The organism is Gardnerella vaginalis (genome assembly GCF_001546455.1).
GTDB lineage: Bacteria > Actinomycetota > Actinomycetes > Actinomycetales > Bifidobacteriaceae > Bifidobacterium > Bifidobacterium vaginale_B.
This window is the reverse complement of the sequence record NZ_KQ956805.1, coordinates 22,130-40,614: the sequence shown is the minus strand read 5'-3', so window position 1 is coordinate 40,614 and position 18,485 is coordinate 22,130. Positions and strand designations below refer to the sequence as shown.

16 protein-coding genes are annotated in these 18,485 nt (G+C 42.7%); 4 read left to right on the top strand and 12 right to left on the bottom strand.

All coding sequences use genetic code 11. From position 1 onward, the window contains the following. Positions 1–42 precede the first annotated feature (42 nt). The 9 genes from HMPREF3216_RS00610 to HMPREF3216_RS00570 form a co-directional block, all read right to left on the bottom strand. Complete coding sequence (locus HMPREF3216_RS00610) at positions 43–888, bottom strand: DUF3710 domain-containing protein (protein WP_060786482.1); 846 nt, start codon at positions 886–888, stop codon at positions 43–45. A 69-nt stretch (positions 889–957) separates the two neighbouring features. Further along, complete coding sequence (locus HMPREF3216_RS00605) at positions 958–1,821, bottom strand: exodeoxyribonuclease III (protein ID WP_060786481.1); 864 nt, start codon at positions 1,819–1,821, stop codon at positions 958–960. A gap of 110 nt (positions 1,822–1,931) precedes the next feature. Beyond that, positions 1,932–2,474 carry an arginine repressor gene (locus HMPREF3216_RS00600; RefSeq protein WP_016636269.1) on the bottom strand — a complete coding sequence of 181 codons (543 nt, stop codon included), beginning with the start codon at positions 2,472–2,474 and terminating at the stop codon, positions 1,932–1,934. A gap of 253 nt (positions 2,475–2,727) precedes the next feature. Beyond that, positions 2,728–5,346, bottom strand: a complete 2,619-nt coding sequence (pheT, locus tag HMPREF3216_RS00595; RefSeq protein WP_081090875.1) for a phenylalanine--tRNA ligase subunit beta — start codon at positions 5,344–5,346, stop codon at positions 2,728–2,730. 3 nt (positions 5,347–5,349) lie between these two features. After that, positions 5,350–6,417: a phenylalanine--tRNA ligase subunit alpha gene (pheS, locus tag HMPREF3216_RS00590; protein WP_081090881.1), complete on the bottom strand. Its 1,068-nt coding sequence runs from the start codon at positions 6,415–6,417 to the stop codon at positions 5,350–5,352. Between the two features lie 52 nt (positions 6,418–6,469). Next, positions 6,470–7,462, bottom strand: a complete 993-nt coding sequence (locus tag HMPREF3216_RS00585; RefSeq protein WP_060786480.1) for a TrmH family RNA methyltransferase — start codon at positions 7,460–7,462, stop codon at positions 6,470–6,472. Positions 7,463–7,541: 79 nt separating this feature from the next. After that, positions 7,542–8,543, bottom strand: coding sequence for a cation diffusion facilitator family transporter (locus tag HMPREF3216_RS00580; protein ID WP_016834654.1), 1,002 nt, complete (start codon positions 8,541–8,543; stop codon positions 7,542–7,544). 151 nt (positions 8,544–8,694) lie between these two features. After that, complete coding sequence (gene miaA / locus HMPREF3216_RS00575) at positions 8,695–9,684, bottom strand: tRNA (adenosine(37)-N6)-dimethylallyltransferase MiaA (protein ID WP_060786479.1); 990 nt, start codon at positions 9,682–9,684, stop codon at positions 8,695–8,697. A gap of 57 nt (positions 9,685–9,741) precedes the next feature. After that, a complete protein-coding gene (locus HMPREF3216_RS00570; RefSeq protein WP_196485409.1) occupies positions 9,742–10,338 on the bottom strand; it encodes a CarD family transcriptional regulator in 597 nt (198 codons plus the stop codon). Positions 10,339–10,484: 146 nt separating this feature from the next. On the opposite strand from HMPREF3216_RS00570, the gene glgB reads away from it, so the two are divergent. From glgB to HMPREF3216_RS00555, 3 genes are read left to right on the top strand one after another with little or no spacing between them, the layout of a single operon-like run. After that, positions 10,485–12,755: a 1,4-alpha-glucan branching protein GlgB gene (gene glgB / locus HMPREF3216_RS00565; RefSeq protein ID WP_060786504.1), complete on the top strand. Its 2,271-nt coding sequence runs from the start codon at positions 10,485–10,487 to the stop codon at positions 12,753–12,755. A 48-nt stretch (positions 12,756–12,803) separates the two neighbouring features. Next, positions 12,804–13,535: a response regulator transcription factor gene (locus HMPREF3216_RS00560; protein WP_060786477.1), complete on the top strand. Its 732-nt coding sequence runs from the start codon at positions 12,804–12,806 to the stop codon at positions 13,533–13,535. A gap of 3 nt (positions 13,536–13,538) precedes the next feature. Then, positions 13,539–14,621 (top strand): sensor histidine kinase, encoded by a 1,083-nt coding sequence (locus HMPREF3216_RS00555; protein WP_060786476.1) that lies wholly within the window; start codon positions 13,539–13,541, stop codon positions 14,619–14,621. Positions 14,622–14,673: 52 nt separating this feature from the next. On the opposite strand, the gene HMPREF3216_RS00550 is transcribed toward HMPREF3216_RS00555, so the two are convergent. Both HMPREF3216_RS00550 and HMPREF3216_RS00545 read right to left on the bottom strand, forming a co-directional pair. Next, on the bottom strand, positions 14,674–15,411 hold the full coding sequence (locus tag HMPREF3216_RS00550) for a ComF family protein (RefSeq protein WP_060786475.1): 738 nt from the start codon (positions 15,409–15,411) through the stop codon (positions 14,674–14,676). Between the two features lie 77 nt (positions 15,412–15,488). Next, entirely contained in the window at positions 15,489–16,304 is an 816-nt protein-coding gene (locus HMPREF3216_RS00545; protein ID WP_060786474.1) for an HAD-IIB family hydrolase, read from the bottom strand. Positions 16,305–16,419: 115 nt separating this feature from the next. Between HMPREF3216_RS00545 and HMPREF3216_RS00540 the strand changes: the two genes are divergently transcribed. After that, positions 16,420–16,848, top strand: a complete 429-nt coding sequence (locus HMPREF3216_RS00540; protein ID WP_060786473.1) for a metallopeptidase family protein — start codon at positions 16,420–16,422, stop codon at positions 16,846–16,848. A 23-nt stretch (positions 16,849–16,871) separates the two neighbouring features. Here the strand turns inward: HMPREF3216_RS00540 and HMPREF3216_RS00535 are convergent, their stop codons facing one another. Continuing rightward, positions 16,872–18,482, bottom strand: a complete 1,611-nt coding sequence (locus HMPREF3216_RS00535) for a DUF5719 family protein (RefSeq protein WP_060786472.1) — start codon at positions 18,480–18,482, stop codon at positions 16,872–16,874. Between the last annotated feature and the right edge of the window lie 3 nt (positions 18,483–18,485).

Genomic DNA, 18,485 nt, shown 5'->3' with positions numbered 1-18,485 from the left:
TACTATATGACTTTTGCTAACGACTTTTGCTATTTGATTTTACTAACGAACTTCGGAGAACATTGGGCCGCGAGTTAGTGTAGTCTTTACTTCCACCTGCTGATCGGCACCAAGCGGACCCTTTGGACGGCCTGGAATTTCGCCAGAATCGCCATCGCCATTGCCATTGCCATCGCCAGAATCTCTAGGAACCGAAACGTCATGCATTGGAATCATATCTCGAGGAGCTAATGGTTCGCCCCCGCGATCTACAACAATGTCGCTAAACCACTTGTTAAGCAAAACGGTTTCATCGCTAGCCTTTTTTGCATCTGCAGCAGCGTTTCCAGCAGCAGCGTTTCCAGCAGAATCTGCAGCAGCTACACCAGAAAATACTCCGCGAAGCATCCAACGCGTACCGTCTACTCCAACAATTCGCGTATCCACAGTTTTATCTTCAACTTTAACTGGCAGTATAAGCTCTTTGCCAAAAACGCCATTCACTTCCCTGGCATTAGAATTTCCCTTAAGCAAATCCGCGCGAACTTCGCTCCAGATTCCTTCTGTTTTAGGAGCTGCAAACGCCTCAACTTCAACGCTAGAAGACTTATACGTAACAGTTACGCCAAGAACTTGCCCGGATTCACGCTGCTTTTTTACACGCAGCTCCATTCCCTGCAAATACGGAATGCGAATAGCACCAAAATCAATATACGCACTTAAATCAGGAACTTTTTCGTCTGCAATATCCCACGGGCCTCTAAGGTTTCCTCGGCCTAAATAAGTATCTGCGTTATATCCACCTTCAACAAGCTCGTTTAAGGCTGAATTTTGGGATTGCAAATCCGCAAGATTTTCAGCATTTTTATCTGCATCTTTAGACTTGCGCTTTGACTTAAACCATCCCATGATTCCTCTTTTCTAATGGCCAACGCCACTTTTACTCAACTTCACCAGACTACCACAAGCAAAGCAAAATCACACATTGTATCTTATGCTTAGCGCAGCGTGATCAGACCAACGCGAATCGTAGCTTGGCGCGCGGTCAATCACAAATCCGCAAGCAGTTTCTGCAAGCTCTGGAGTTGCAAATTGGTAGTCTAAACGCCATCCAACATTGTTATCAAAAGCCTTGCCGCGCTGACTCCACCACGTGTATGGCCCTTGAATATTGCCAGCAAGCATTCGCATAACGTCTACAAACTCGTATTCGTTAATCCAGCGATCTATATACGCGCGCTCTTCTGGCAAAAATCCAGCACTTTTTTCATTCGCCTTAGCGTTTTTAATGTCAAGAAGCGTGTGCGCAATATTAAAATCGCCACACAAAATCGCCTGATTTCCGCCACTTGCAGCAATATCTCTAAGCTCGCCCAATCGCGTAAGCATAGTATCTAGAAAGCGGAATTTTTGATGCATTTTCTGCGGATCGTCAACATTTCCAGCGTGAACATACACGCACGCAACCGTAATATCATACCCCAAAGGCGTATGAACATCGGTTTCTACCCAGCGCCCAGAATCCACGTCTTCGGTTAAACCAGGCAAACCATAACGCTGATTTATAACTGGCAAAGACGTTACAAGCGCCACTCCAGCACGACCTTTAACCTTGCAAATTTGGTTTGTAACGCAAAATGGCCCATTATTCTGCTGCGATTCGCCACTTTTAGATGCATATAAATCCTCAATTTTACTCATAATCGGATCAATCGCATCTTGCGGAGCACGAACCTCTTGCATACACCACACATCTGGCGCGTGATTTTGCACCCAATCAAGCATTCCCTTGCGTTCGGCGGCGCGAATACCGTTTAAGTTTGAAGTTGTAATCGTAATCATAAAATTCACCCTAATCGAATATGCGTATTACAAAATGGCAGATATTAAATTGCAGATATCAAATGGCAGATATTTTAAGCTTTGCACGCCATTTTGCTGCAGATTTTCCACTACCTTGACGCAACAGAAAGCATCCAATTTGCACGATTTTCCGCTTCTTCGTTAGAAACACAAACCATAAGCACGGTATCATCGCCAGCAACCGAACCTAAAATTCCCTTTAATGGCTGCCTATCAATAACACTCGCAACATATTGAGCAGCGCCCGAAGGAGTGTGAATCACAACAATATTATTAGCAAATCCAACTTCTGTAATAAGACCAGAAAGAGTTCTTGCAACTTGCTGATCAATCCTAACTGTGTCCATTGCGTGACGGTTGCCAGTGCCATCTCCCAAGACGTACGCAATTCTGCCATCTGTAAGACGAATTTTAACAGCATTTATCTCGTCTAAATCGCGACTTAGAGTTGCTTGAGTAACATCAAAACCATTACGAGCCAAAACAGAAGCAAGCTGCGATTGAGAAGTAATAACCTCGCTTAAAAGCGCCTGCTCAATCGCGTTTAATCGCGCAGCCTTAGTTGCAGGACGCTGTTTGCCAGCAGAGTCATTATCATCAAAATTCCCAAAATTCTTCTTTGCATGAACCATAGCTGACAAACCTTTCTAAAAAAACTATTCCAATCTAATATACATGTATATATGCATAACTTTCCGTATATTTACCAAGATTGGCCAATATTTACTAATATTTATTGATCTTTATTAATATTTGCATATTGGATATAACGAATATACTGAATAAAAATCACAGTAAAATCACAATAAAATCACAATAAAAAATGCGGCCAAACAACTAAAGAATAGTTATTCAGCCGCATTAATTAAAAGCTAATTCACGATTTTACACGCGCAAAGTTGCATGCAAATCTTTAGCAGCTTTTGTAATTGCATCTCGAACCGCTTCCATTTCTTCTCCAGAAAGCGTACGGTCTGCAGCTCTAAACGTTACAGAATAAGCAAGAGAGCGCAAACCATCTGAAAGCTGCTCGCCTTCATAAACATCAAACAGCTCAATCGACTCAAGCAAATCGCCAGAAGCCTTAACAATAGCTTTCTCTAAATCGCCAGCAGTCAAAGAAGAAGGAGCAACAAACGCAAAGTCCTGCTTAACTGGAGGGAATGTAGAAACAGGCTTTGCTTGAACAGGCTTAACTTGCATTGCATCAAACAATGCACTCAAATCAAGCTCGAATGCTGCAGAATGCTTTGGCAAATCCAAGTTCTCATTAACGCTAGGGTGAAGCTCGCCAACAATGCCAATTTCCACATCGTCGCCGCCATCAACAGCAACAAACACTTTGGCAGTACGTCCTGGATGCCAAGATGCTGGAGCATTGTTTGCACTAAGCTGACGAATCTTAAAATCAACGCCAATGCGCTTTCCTAAACGCTGAACAGCTTCTAGAGCATCGCTGTAATCAACGTCTCGATGCGCACCAAGCCAGCCAGTTTCTTCTGCTTTACCAGTAAAAAGCGCCGCAACATGCAAAGGCTGCTTAGGCAAACCCGCATCCAAAGCTGCAAGCTGAGCGTCCGTAGGACGAACCGAGCCAGGCAAAGCAGGAATTGCAGGAGCATTAGGATCTGCAAAATACACGTGGCCAAGCTCATAAAGCGAAACATTGCTCAAGCCGCGGCGAATATTCCTGCGAACCGTTCCAGCCAAAGTGGTAAGAACATTCCTACGAAGCCAAGGGCGATCGCCAGCCAAAGGATTTGCGATTTTTACACTGACTTTAGAAATCGAATCAACGTCCTGGCGGAAAGCTTTAAAATCTTCCTCACCAACAAACGGGTAGCTCAAAGATTCAACCAAGCCCATTTCTGCAAGCTCGTAAGCAATAGCTCTACGAGTTGCTTGCTCCTGCGTTAAACCAGTTTTGCCAGTAACAGGAACAGCTGGAACCTTAACAGGAATCTCATCGTAGCCAACCAAGCGCGCAATTTCTTCAACCAAATCGCATGGCTCATTTAAGTCTGGACGCCAAGTTGGAGGCAAAACAGAGAAAGAACCATTTCCGCCGCCAGCAACCGAGCAACCAATATCCGTAAGAATATCGCTAATGCGGTTTAAATCAATGCTTAAACCAGAAACACGTTCTACTTCGCTAGCCTTAAACACAATAACGTTTCTATCAACCGTATTATTTACGTCTGTAGGCGTATTAGAAGGCTCTCCAGAACCAAACTCGCTAAGCATTGTAACAGCCATTTGCGCAGCTGCAGGCTGAAGTTGAGTATCTACTCCGCGCTCAAAGCGGCGAGATGCCTCGGTTGGAAGCTTGTGTCTACGAGCTGTACGCGCAATAGAAACGGGATCGAAGTGTGCAGCTTCAACAAGAATATTCTTTGTTTCGCTCGTCACTTCTCCATACATTCCGCCCATTACACCAGCAAGGCCAAGAACACGAGAACCGTGATTTCCCTTTGGAGAATCGCAAATAAGCAAGTCTTCAACGTTAAGCTCTCTATCTTTGCCATCTAAAGTTGTTAAATGCTCTCCAGCTTTAGCGCGGCGAACAACAATAGGACCTTCAATCTTGTCTAAATCATAGGCGTGAAGAGGCTGACCTAAGTCGAGCATTACATAATTTGTAACGTCTACTGCAAGAGATATTCCACGCATTCCAGCGCGAGTCAAACGCCTACGCATCCAATTAGGGCTTGCGGATTGTGGATTAAAGTTGCGCACTACACGCGCGTAGTATCGATCGCATCCAACAACGCCATGAATAGGGTTTGTATCTTCAATGCTAACTTCAATATCTGTAGACGCGTTTTCAACAGAAACCTGGCTGACCTTATTGTTAAGTTCCACTACAGGATCCATGTATGCAGCACCAGTTGAATGGTGATATTCGCGCGCAACACCCCTGTAAGAGAACGCGTAACCGCGATCAGGAGTGATGTTAATCTCTAGCAAAGGCTTGTTTAAGTGAAGAAGCGACATTGCGTCATCTCCAGGCTTTAATGCCTCGTATTCTGCTTTAGAGAATCCATATTCGCGTAGCAAAATAATGCCATCGTGACTATCTCCCAACCCAAGCTCGCGCTCAGAAGCGCACATTCCGTTAGAAATGTGGCCGTAAGTTTTGCGAGGCTCAATCTTAAAATCGCCAGGCAAAACTGCGCCAGGAAGAGTTACAACAACCTTTTCTCCAGCAGCCATATTTGGAGCGCCGCAAATAATACCACGAGGAACCTTATTGCCATTTTCGTCTACCTCGTTGTATTTATCTCCAACGTCAACATGGCACCAGTTAATAACCTTGCCATTTTTTTGTGGCTCTGGAGTAGCATCAACAACGTAGCCTACAACAATAGGACCTGTAACTTGAGAATCATGAATCTCTTCTTCTTCCAAGCCAACGCGTACTAAATCTTTAGCAAGCTGAGTATAAGTCAAGTCTTCTGGCACTTCAACATGATCTTTAAGCCAGTCAATATCTACCATTGGCATGAGTTACTCTCCCATCACAAACTGTTCTGCGAAGCGCTTATCGCCTTCAACCAAATCGTGCATATCGTTAATATCGTGACGAAGCAGCAAAGTGCGCTCCAAACCAACACCGAAAGCAAATCCCGTATAAACATCTGGATCTAAGCCTGCAGACTTAAGAACGTTCGGGTTAACCATTCCGCAACCGCCCCATTCAATCCAACCTGGGCCACCCTTTTTATCTGGGAACCAAAGATCCAACTCCGCACTAGGTTCCGTAAATGGGAAGTAGCTTGGGCGCAAACGGCTTTTTGCATCTGGACCAAACATTGCAACAGCAAGACGATCAAGCACACCCTTTAAATCTGCCATACTCAAGTGCTTATCTACAGCCAAAGCTTCGCACTGATGGAATACTGGCGTATGCGTGGCATCAAGCTCATCCGTGCGGAACACGCGGCCTGGGGATGCAATATACAGAGGAACGCCTCGCTCAATTAACGCGCGAACCTGATCGGAAGAAGTCTGCGTGCGCAAAACCATGTTGGATCCCACAAATCCTGCAGCATCCTTCGCCTGATTTCCTTGCACGTAGAAAGTGTCTTGCATTTGGCGAGCAGGATGATCTGGACCAAAGTTCAATGCATCAAAGTCAAACCACTCAGTTTCCACCTCTGGACCTGCAGAAATCTGCCAACCCATAGACACAAAAAAGTCCTCAAAGTCTTCGATAATACGCGCAATCGGATGGCGAGCGCCAAGCGGCTTACGATTTATTGGCAAAGTCATATCAACTGTTTCTTTTTGAAGCATATTTGCTTCTTCAACAGCCTTGATACGCTCTTGCGCAGCCGCAAACTCTCTACCAAAATCAGCACGCAAAGCAGACATTACTTTGCCAGCTTCTTTCTTTTCTTCTACTGGAAGACTTCCAATAGCTTTGCTAGCAAGCGTCATTGCAGACTGGGCGCCAGCATACTTAGTTTTTGCCGCTTTTAAATCTTCCATTGTTTTAGCGGCTTGAACACAAGCAATGCCCTCTTTTACTACCTTTGTAATTGCCTTTGCATCGAACGGCTGACTCTTTGCCACAGCACCCTTCCTATCCGTGTATGCGTACTTTTGTAGAGCATTCAAAAACGTCTCAAATCCCCATTTTTCGCTCATGACTAGACATAGCCAAGCCCATTAGCATTACTGCTGCGCTGGTTGCTAAGTTCATTGATTCCGCTTTTCCGTAGATTGGTATTACCGATATTTCGTCTACTTTATTTAATACTTCTTGCGGCAATCCTCTGGCTTCGTTTCCAAATAATATTGCGACATTAGAGGAAACATTATCGGCGATATTAGACGCGACATTAGACGCATTATTAAACGAATCTAAAACACGCGCAAACGACTTTGGCTTTTTATTTTCCGTGCCGTAAATATCTGCAGCAATCACTTTAATTTTTGCATTTTTTGCCCAATCAAACCATTCGTTTTCGCTCATTTTTACTACTGGCAAGTGGAATAACGATCCTGCACTAGATCGAACAAGCTTTGAGTTAAATCTACTTACGCAATCGTCAACAAAAACAACAGCATTGCATCCAGCTACGTCTGCAACGCGAATAATCGCACCAGCGTTGCCCGGGTCTCTTACTTGCCAACATGATGCAATTAATATGTTTTTGTTTTTGCAAGATTTAGTATCATCGCTGCTCTCTAGCCCAGCTTTATCAGCTTCACTAATCTTATTGAATTCTTTACTAAATTCTTCGTCTAAAACCTTAGAATCGCAAAGCGCAACAATCCCCTGGCAATCCGTGCTGATTTTGCGCATAACTTCTGCTGTTGCAGGATGAACATAGCAATTATTTTTTAATGATTCGTCAACGATTTTAGCGATTACTTCTATAGGGCCACCATTACTCGTGACACCACTATAACTACGATTACTGCCACTATTAACAGCATCTTGCAAAACATAAATGTCTAAAATCGACTTACTCGCGTACCTTACAGCTTCCCTAACGCTTTGCGGGCCTTCAACTAAAAAGCGTCCATCCCCTCGCGATTTTGCGCGACTTATTGCACAAATGCGCTTAACGCGATCGCTATGCGCGTTGTCTATTAATTCTTTTAACGGCATAATATCACTCTACTTTACATGTATTTACAACACGCGTAACTGTTGCAATACAAAACTACTCAAAAGCTACTCAACAAAACTACTCGTGATGCTCCGACGAACTTTGAGTAGTATATCCCTCTGGCTCCAACTGGAACGTTGTATGCGAAACAGAAACTGGAAAATGCTCACGCAAACAATCTTGAAGCTGGCTTAAAATATCTGCACACTGCCCCATCGTCAAATCGCGCTCAACAACAACATGCGCCATAAAAATAGGCATTCCTGTAGAAACAGTGCTTGCATGCAAATCGTGAACAGCAAGAACGTGCGGAACGTGTTCAAGATGGTCACGAACTTTTTCTATATCCAAGCCCTCTGGCGTTTGCTCAAGCAAAACTTTTACAGCATTTTTAAGCAAATGCAAAGCGCGTGGAATCATCAAAATTGCTATAATTCCACCAGCTACAGCGTCGAAACCGCTCCAATTTGTAGCTATCATAACTAATGCAGAAACAACTACTGCTACAGAGCCTAAAGCATCGTTCATAACCTCCAAGAACGCTGCTCGCATATTCATATTGTCTTTAGATTGAGAAACAAGAATTATAAGCGAAGCAATATTTGCAAGAAGACCTAGAATACCAAAGAAAAGCAGCTGACTTACACTGTGAATTTCATTATGACTTGCGCCAAAAAGACGCATCCCCGACTCCACAATCGCATAAACGCCTACAAAAAGAAGCACAAGAGCGCCAGCTGCAGCAGTAATCACTTCTAGCCTTGCCCACCCCCAAGTGCGCTTTGCATTAGGCTTTTTGCGCATTAAAATCGCAGTAACCGTAGATGCAGCTAAAACGGAAATATCCGTTAGCATATGACCAGCATCAATTAGCAAAGAAATCGAATTAGTTAAAATAGATCCGATTACTTCTGCCAAAAACACAATTGACGTTAAAGCCAAAGTGATAGTTAGCTTATGCTGATGCGCATCACTTGCTTTAATAGCATCTTGCAAAGAAGCGGCATTAGTTCCAGAAGTACTTAAATCATTCTTCTCTAAGATTTCACTGGAAGAGTTTGACAAATGATGATTATTCACACAAATCTCCTATGTTCATACAAATAAGTATCTCGATATCGTTTCTCAATATCATTCCCAATATGCCTTATACGCAATGAACCCCAGCCTAAGCTAGGGTTCACGCATAAACATCTAAAGATTAATTATCTAAAAACTTATTCTATTATTACTATTCGTCAATTAACACGCCGAGATGATGGGAAGTTGATTCGGCAATCAAATCATCTTTAAAATCGCCATTATCCGCCGCGTCAATTATTTTCATAGCAGCATCAACAATATCTGGCTGCAAAGCATTAATCCAATGAATACGCGAATCTCTTCCAAACCAACCCATTTGTTTTCTAGCAAGACGTTTAGTTTTCTGAGCAATATCAGCAAATGCTTCGTCTTCGCTACAAACCCCATCTAAATAGTCCATTATTTGCTTGTATCCCAAAGCCCTTATAGCAGTAACACCAAGCTTTGAGCGAATCTCTTTAACTTCGTTTACAAAACCCTGCTCGCGCATCATTTTTGTGCGAAGATCCACTCGTGCATCCAAATCTTCTCTACTTAAGTCCAATCCGATTTGCACGCAATCAATCAAATACTTGTATTTTGGCAAAGTTGCAGAATACGGCTTACCTGTTAGCTCAATAACTTCTAGCGCGCGAATTGTTCGGCGCGAATTTCTTGGATCCATATTTTTAGCAGCCACTGGATCTAGCCTTTGTAATTCTTCAAAAAGCGCCATTGCTCCTTGCGATTTTTCGCGTTCTTCCAAAGATTTGCGAACATCAGGATTTGTGCCAGGAAAAGTTATATCATCTACAGCAGCGCGAGCATATAGACCAGATCCTCCAACAAGAATCGGGCGAATACCTTTTTCTTGCAAATCTCGTATGCATTGGCGCGCAAGCGTTTGAAACTTTGCAACGCTCATAGATTCTTGAGGATCAATAATGTCTATTAAATGGTGCTTAATCTCGCTTTGCTCTTCTTTAGTGGCTTTTGCTGTACCAATATCCATATAACGGTACATTTGATATGCGTCTGCGTTAATAATTTCCGCTTTTACACCACGTTCAGCAAATTTCTTTGCAATCGCAATACCAAGACTCGTTTTGCCAGATGCTGTTGGTCCTACAATCGAAATCACTTTCGGCGGTTTGCACACAATGCGCTCCTACGTAGCAAATTTAAGCTAATAAAATTTAAGCTAATAAAAATAAACTTACTTCTTCTTAGCTTTTTTAGACTTTTCCGCAAGCAATCTAAGAGTGTCTGCAGCAGCTTCTTCTGGAGCTTGAGTGTGATGCTCTTCGTCTCCTGGCAAAGGATTGGCGTAACCAAGATTCACGTTAAGCAAACGCTCCGCCTGAGTCTCGTCAATCTTTTCCGAAAGCGCAATCTCCGATATAAGAATGCTGCGAGCGCGAGCAAGCATACGCTTTTCTCCTGCAGAAAGCCCATGTTCGTCAACATCTCGCTGCGACAAATCGCGAACAACTTCCGCAATCTTATTAACATCGCCCGTGGCAATTTTTTCCACATTAAGCTTGTATCTTCTAGACCAATTCATCTCTTTTTCGATGATTGGAGTGCGTAGAATCTCAAAAACTTTAGCAACTTCTTTGGCGCCAACAATGTCTCGAACGCCAACCTTTTTAACATTATCTACTGGAACGTTAATCTCTAAACCATCTGAAGACAATACAACTAAGCGCAAATACTGCCTAGTAACACCCTTAACAGTACGTTCACTAATTTCCTCGACTCTAGCCGCACCATGACGAGGATAGACGACCATATCGCCGACTTGATAACCCACAGAACCCTCCGTATGCACAGAAAAACTCATTTCAGTCTCCCATAAGGCAAAGACTTGAGCACTATTAAATTATTTTTTTGACTTATTAGTAAAACTTTGCTCAAAACACACAAGACATACGCAAATAATGTTGTATGATAGACAACATGAGTACAGTATCTAACATCAATGAAGATGCAATCGCAGTTGCCGTTCGTCAAGACGTGCTTGCTGCGGTGAGCAACGCAGAATACTACAATCCACACGAGGTCCTTGGTGGACATCTCGGAACTGGCAAAGGCGCTGGTACTGCCACGGTTCGCGTTTTGCGACCAATGGCCAAGAAGGTAACCATTCTCACTAAGAGCGGCGAATACGAAGCTCAGCACGAATACAATGGCATTTTTGTTGCCACTATTCCTGCAACTAAGCATGCTAAAAGCAAGGAATGGTCTGTTCCTAGCTACCGCATTCGTACCGTAGAAGTAGACGGAACCGAGTCTGTAGACGATGACCCATATCGTTACCTGCCGCAAATTGGCGACATGGACATGTATTTGTTCGGTGAAGGTAGGCACGAAAGACTTTGGGAAGCGTTAGGCGCTCATGTTAAAAGCATCACTGATTCTTGGGGTATTGTAAGCCCAGAAACAGGAAAGATGGTTAAAAAGGTTACTGGAACATCCTTTACTGTGTGGGCTCCAAACGCTCGCGCTGTAAGAGTTGTTGGCAACTTTAACTATTGGAATGGCCGCCGCCACGCAATGCGATCCCTTGGCTCTAGCGGAATTTGGGAGCTTTTCATTCCAGGAGTAGGCGCAGGTGAGGTTTACAAGTTTGAGATTATGACTCAAGCTGGAAACTGGATTATGAAGGCGGATCCAATGGAGCGCTCTCACGAAGTCCCACCTAACACAGGCTCTGTTGTTGTTGACTCCGACTTTAAGTGGCACGATAGTGAATGGCTTGAGCAGCGCGCAAAGACTAATGCACATGATGGCCCTGTTAGCATCTACGAAGTTCAGGCAAATAGCTGGAATCGTGATTACGAGAATTATCGCGAGCTTGCAGATCACTTGGTTGATTACGTTCAGCAAGAAGGCTTTACTCACGTTGAGTTTATGCCTCTTACCCAATACCCATTCTCGGGATCTTGGGGATATCAGGTTACTGGTTATTATGCTGTTGATTCCAGGCTTGGAAGCCCAGATGACTTTAAGTACTTGGTAAACAAGCTACACAAGGCTGGCATTGGTGTGATTATGGATTGGGTTCCAGCACACTTCCCTAAGGATGACTTTGCTTTGGGTAGATTTGACGGCACTGCACTTTACGAAGACCCAGATCCACTCCGCGGAGAGCACCCAGATTGGGGAACGTACATATTTAACTTTGGCAGACACGAGGTTCGCAACTTCTTGGTTGCTAACGCGTGCTTCTGGCTTAGCGAATATCACGTTGACGCTTTGCGAGTAGATGCTGTTTCTTCTATGCTCTACCTGGATTACAGCCGTGAAGCTGGCCAATGGCGTCCAAACATGTATGGCGGACGCGAAAACCTTGAAGCTATTGACTTTATTAAGGAAGCAAACGCTACTGCATACAAGAATAATCCTGGAATTATGATGATTGCAGAAGAGTCCACTGCATACCAAGGCGTTACTGCTCCTACAGACATGGGTGGCTTAGGCTTTGGCTTAAAGTGGAACATGGGCTGGATGCACGACACGTTGCAATACCTTAAAGAAGAGCCAATTAATCGTCGTTGGCATCACAACGAAATCACATTCTCTATGGTTTACGCGTATTCCGAGCATTACGTGTTGCCTCTAAGCCACGACGAAGTTGTGTACGGCAAGGGTTCTCTTCTTGGAAAGATGCCTGGAGACGAGTGGCAACAATTTGCTGGCCTTCGAGCTCTCTTGGCATATCAGTGGTCTCACCCAGGCAAGAATCTTCTGTTTATGGGCGGAGAAATCGGCCAGTCTTGCGAGTGGAACTTCAACAATTCGCTTAATTGGCACGAGCTTCAATGGCCATTCCATCAAGGTGTACAAAAGCTGGTTGCAGATCTTAACGCTTTGTATAAGAGCTCTCGAGCATTCTGGAGCCAAGACTTTACGCCAGATGGATTCCAGTGGCTTACTAGCGACGATTCCGATCACAACACCTTAAGCTACATGAGAATTGGCGATAATGGCGAAGAAATCGTTGTTGTTGTTAACTTCTCGGGTCAAGCTTGGCAAGACTACCAGGTGGCATTGCCTAAGGGCGGAAAGTGGCAAGAGATTCTTACTACCGACGACGCTAAGTATTGCGGCTCCGATATTCACAACGGCACATTTACTGCAGCCGCCGAAGAATATCATTCCAGGCCGTATTCTGCAAGGATTACTGTTCCAGCACTTGGAGCCGTATTCCTTAAGCCAGTAGATTAAGGTAATAATTAAATAGTTAAAGCTAAAAGAAATCTAAACTAGGTTAAAATGTTGGACACTCCATCAGAAACAAGTGCTCCTCGAACAATTCTTGTTGTAGAAGATGAGCCAGATTTAGCTACCGCTATAGCACAACGCATTGTTGCTAGAGGATGGAAAGCTAGAGTTGTTTCTGACGGAGTGTCTGCCGTTAAAGCAGCATTAAGCTTAAAACCAGACCTTATAATCATGGATATTATGCTGCCGCTTATGGATGGCATAGAAGCAACTCGAAGAATAGTATCTAAATGCCCTATTCCTGTTCTTATGCTTACAGCAAGAGACGCAGAAGCAGATAAGCTGGCGGGATTAAGCGCAGGAGCAGACGACTACGTTACAAAGCCATTCTCCCCTAGAGAGCTTATTGCAAGATGTGCTGCACTTTTGCGCAGAGTAGAACGCGCAACTTTAATAGCCAAACGAGAACAGTACAGTAATTTGTTTAAGTTTGGAAACCTTGTTATTGACCCAAAGCAAAGACTTGTTACGATTGGCGAAAAGGCGATTCATTTTACGCCTACCGAATTTTCTTTACTTACAACTTTTGCAAATCACCCTCACGAAGTGTTAAAAAGAGAGACACTTTTAGAAAAAGTTTGGGATTGGCCAGACGCTTCGGGAACAAGAACAGTTGATTCCCACGTTAAATCTTTAAGGCGCAAGATTGGATCTTCTTGGATTCGCACAATACATGGAGTGGGTTACGCTTTTGAACCGCCTAAAGAAGATTATGAGCAATAGATTATGAGCAATAATTTGATTGGCAAAGATAGTAAAAATAAACAGAATAATCACGATTCACTACTTCACACTAAAAGCGCCATTGGATTTTTTACATCATTAAAAGGCGAATTATCTGCGATTATTGTTTTTGCAACCGCTATAGCGTTTGTTATGGCGTGGTTTTTACTAAAAGTTGGATTAAGCGGTTGGATTGCAATGCCGCTAACTCTTGCGGTTGCATTGGGAATAACATACGCATTTTCTAGAGGATTAACTTCGCCACTTAGACAAATGCGTGATGCTGCCGAAGCAATGGCAGATGGCGACTATTCCGTACGCGTTCAAATTGAAAACAGAAAAGACGAGGTTGGAAAACTCACTCTTGCCTTTAACGAAATGGCAGAAGAACTTGAGCATGCAGACAACATGCGCCGAGATCTTATAGCAAACGTTAGCCACGAGCTTAGAACGCCTGTTAGCGCTTTGCAAGCAATGGTGGAAAACCTTGCAGACGGCGTTGTGGACCCAACTCCATCCAACATGGAAGCGATTGTAAACCAAACGCATAAATTGGCGGATTTAATCACTTTTCTTCTTGACTTATCTAGAGTAGAAGCAGGCGCAGAAAGCCTTGTTATTACCAGCTTTGACTTTAAAGACTTTATTAACAACATTGTAGAAACAGTAAAAATCGCAGATGCAGGCCACGATCACAGCATAAGTCTTAATATTGAAAACAACATTATGCTTGTTGGAGACAAAAATCGTCTTTCTCAATTGTTTACAAATGTAATATCTAATGCAATCAAACATTCTGCAGACAACACTAAGATTCTTATAAGCGCTAAGTCAAATTACGAAAAAAATATTTTAGTTTGCAATGTTATTAATTTTGGAACACAAATACCTAAAGAAAATCGTGCAGATATTTTCCGCAGATTTGTTAAAGGCAGCCAAGGAATAGGCACTGAATCTGGCGGAACTGGGTTAGGACTTTCGATTGCAAGATGGGCCGCGCTACTTCATCACGGAAACGTTAGAGTTGTAGACGATAAACGCGGAGTTAATTTTGAAATAACATTGCCATTAACATACAGCAAATAGCACGTAATCGCAGAGCGGATTAGCGTAAAACGCGGCTCAAAACGTTAAAAATCTAAGAGTATAAAACGCTTTCTTTAGACCACACTCCAGCCAGCGCAAAACATGCAAATACAGCAACACCGCTTTTATTTAACTCTTTAACACAATTTTTTAACGTAGACCCCGTAGTAATAATGTCATCTATAATAATCACTTTGCATCCACTTTTAATGCCCTTTACATTTACCGATAAGCCTTTAGATGTGCGCAAAGATCTGGCTCTACTCCCCCTTGCTTGAACAGATTTAACCTTTATGCTGGTCATTTTAATTGCTTTAACAAAAGTGGCATCAATGCCATGCTCTTTAAGACTTTTAACAACATTTTTAGCAATTGAATCCATTTGACTTCTGCCACGCCTTCTTTTGGAGGCAAAAGACGAAGGAACGGGAATAATGGCCACTTTGCCAGAGCTTCCAATAACACTAATAATCAAGCGAAAAAGCAAGCTAGAAAAGGGCTTATCTAAAAGCTGATTTCCGTGGTCTTTCCATTGCAAAATGCATCTTCTTACCGACCACCCGTATGTTGCGCAAGAATAAATATTTTTGCAAAACACTCCGCTAAACGGATCCATATGCCACTCGCTAAACTTTGCTTTACATTCGCTACACAACACGCAATCCGCCATTGAACAGCCAGCGCAGCAAATTGGAAAAGCAAGATTAAGAATAGTTTTAAACACGTCTAGCCAAGAAACGTTGAAAATAAGCCGATTTTGCTTATTGGCACTAAGATTTTTGTAAAGCATAAAAAGACAATAGCAATGCTAAAAATAAATGACAATAAAATTAGAGCAATGTGGTTAAAGGCTTTTTACTTAAGACTTTACTTAAGACTTTCCAACAGCCTAGAGCACAATTCAAAGGTATTACTAGGATTTTTTACGCAGACTGCAAGCGCACCTGTTAAAGAAGTTGGGTAATCGTTTCCGCCCTTGTACATGCGGTCTCCAACAAAAGCAACCGAGTCTAGGCAAATGCCGCAAATCTTGCAAAGAGACTTAAGAGCATAGGCCTTATTATTGCCCTTGCAAACAACATCAACGCTTGTTTCGCCGCCAGCCCGCACAGAAAAATCAGGTAAATCTTTAGAAATCTGTTCAGCCAACTCTTCCTTTAGCTTGCCACTAGGATCCCAACTCTTTTTACACTCAATTGGCGCAAGCTGACCTAGTGCAGAAAAAGTGATTTGAGTACCACGATTTTCTATTTGACTGCCCCAAAGATCTTTATCTCCATTGCTTTTTAGCAATCCCATTTTTTTAGCACAATCGCTAATAACCTGAATAATGCGATTTGCGTCTTGGCTAGAAATAGTATGCGAATACAAGCATTTTAATTCGCCGTCAACAATGCGATAATAGCTTGTTCCGTTAGTTGGCATAATGTGAAAATTATCTAAATTCGTAGCAGCAGGCAAAACGCTTAAAACTTGGCTTTTGACTAATCGCAAGTCTCCGCCCGTAATTAAAGCAACAGGAATTTTATTGATTAAATCTCCAAAAACCTTGCACATTGGGCTAGTCATAGGTTTTTTAGAACATGCAAGAGTGTTGTCTAAGTCAAAACCAATAAGCGAACACAAAGCAAGGCGCTCGCAAAGACCCTGCTCATTGTACTCATGAATATTTGGCTCCAACACTTTCCTCCTGTACAAACCATGCAATTCAAGTATTCCATATTATTAACATATTTACTACACCGTTTTGCGCACGCGCATTAAACAAATGCCCTAGCATACAAATAAAGTTAAGTGTATGACGTGCTTAATATGGGAACAAAAAAGATACAGAAACCGACACGGACGCGGCATGCGAGCGCCAATGTTTGGCACACGCCTTCCTAGATACAGGACGGCTAGTGGAATGTTTGACTCAATGGTGGCGGGTCAAATTAGAAGGCTTAATAGCGCTTGGTCCAATCTTATAAAAGATGTTCAATTTGCTGTAGAAGACGTTCCTCCAAGCCAGCCAGTGCTTTGGGAAAATAACAAAAGAATAATGTCTCAAGCTTTTCCTTCTTCTAAGGGAATGCCAAAAAGAATAGTTTTATACAGACTTCCGCTATGCACGCACGTTACTAGCAGAGCCGAGCTTCAATACGCGATTAGAGATGAAATAGTTCAACGTTTAGCAGAACTGTATGGCAGAAGACCAGAAGAAATCGACCCAGATTGGGGATTATAAATAACAGACTAAAAGCCCTAAGTCTACTTTACAATCGAAGGATTTGAGCGGACTTTAACGCTTATGCTGTTAGGGTCAAGCGATTTAGAAGAAATCCACGCCACTCCTGCAAAACCAGCGTCATTTACTGCTTTTGACTGAACTCTAGACGCAAACGAAACGCCAGACTTAGATTTAATAGTAAACATAACCGCTTTAGGATCAACATCTTTTGCTAAAACTGTTGCAACAGAATATGGCTTAACACTAATAGACTTAGAAGCGACTTTTAAGCCAGAAGAATCGTAAGCATTAAGCGTTACATTGGCATTGCTAACCAGTCCATTTGCAATATAAAGCGATGTTTCGTCTGCAGAAAATGCAGACACAAGCGCACTATTTGTAATAGAGTGAACAGCATTAACAAAAGCAACATCACTCTGGCCATCTTTACCATTTCTTTCAACCGAAGCCATAGCAAAAATAGGAACGTTGCTCTGCGCAAAAATGGCGCCAACACCCTTAGGAACTTCTGCTAAATCAACAACCTGAATCTGTCTTGCATTAAAATCAACTTCTTTAATGCTCTTTTTTCCAGACTCATCTAGCCAATACAAGTTGGCTTTTCCGCTTTTAGTAGACCAAATATAAGCTTTGGCTTGATCGCCCTCACTAATGCCTGGCAAAACAGGCTCTAAAGATGCGGATTCTTCTGGCGAAATAATATCCACGCCTTTAGAAACAAGACCAGATGAACGAATAAACTTAACGAACGACGAAACTGGAGCCTGTTCGCTTAAAACTTGAATGTAAAGACCATCGGACTTTGCAGCAGCTGCGGAAATGTTAAAATATGCGTCGCTGTGCGCTGGAACAGTAAAGGTGCTTCCTGTAGAAAGATTTAGCCCAGCGCCAGACTTATTAGTTGACCATGCTTTAACGCTTACAACCGTAGGCTTAGACGAAAGATTAACAGAATTTAATCTTACAGAGATTCCTTCGGATATTTTTGGAATAATAAAGCTTTGACGCATTGAAGGAGACACACAAGAAGTGGCAGATACGCCCTTTAAATCTCCGCTAGTGGCCCAAGAAGCAGCTGAAGCTGCGGAACCAGTGCCAGACTGCGCGTTTAAAAGACTACTTTCCAAAACTTTAGCATCTTTGTCTACATCGCTTTGCGCGAAATAAGCCCCATCGCTATTTTCGCTAGAATCATAAGTAGAAGGATTATTAAAAGATTTGTTGACTAAATCTTTAGAATCTCCAGCATATTTTACGCCGTTAAAAGTGGACTTATAAACGCTACCAAAAGACGCATATCTGGCTATTGACTTTAAATCACCTTCGGATTCTTGAAACTCGCTATCTCCATAATTTGCTGAATCTGGTAAAGCTATTCTGCTAGGGCAAACTGTTTGCAAGTTTGTAGAGCTAACGCGCTTTTCTACGCTTCCAACAGGAGAAATAGGGTCATCTGTTAGCTGCTTTAGCGGGCATACGAAAGAGGCAACAATTGCACAAGAAACAAGTATTGCCGCACTCAAAATAGATAAAGACCACAGTTTGAATCTTCTAAAACGAACAGAAGCGCTAATTGACGCAGCATCTTGTGCATGACGATGACTATTTTTAGAATTCGTATTTGACTTCATTAA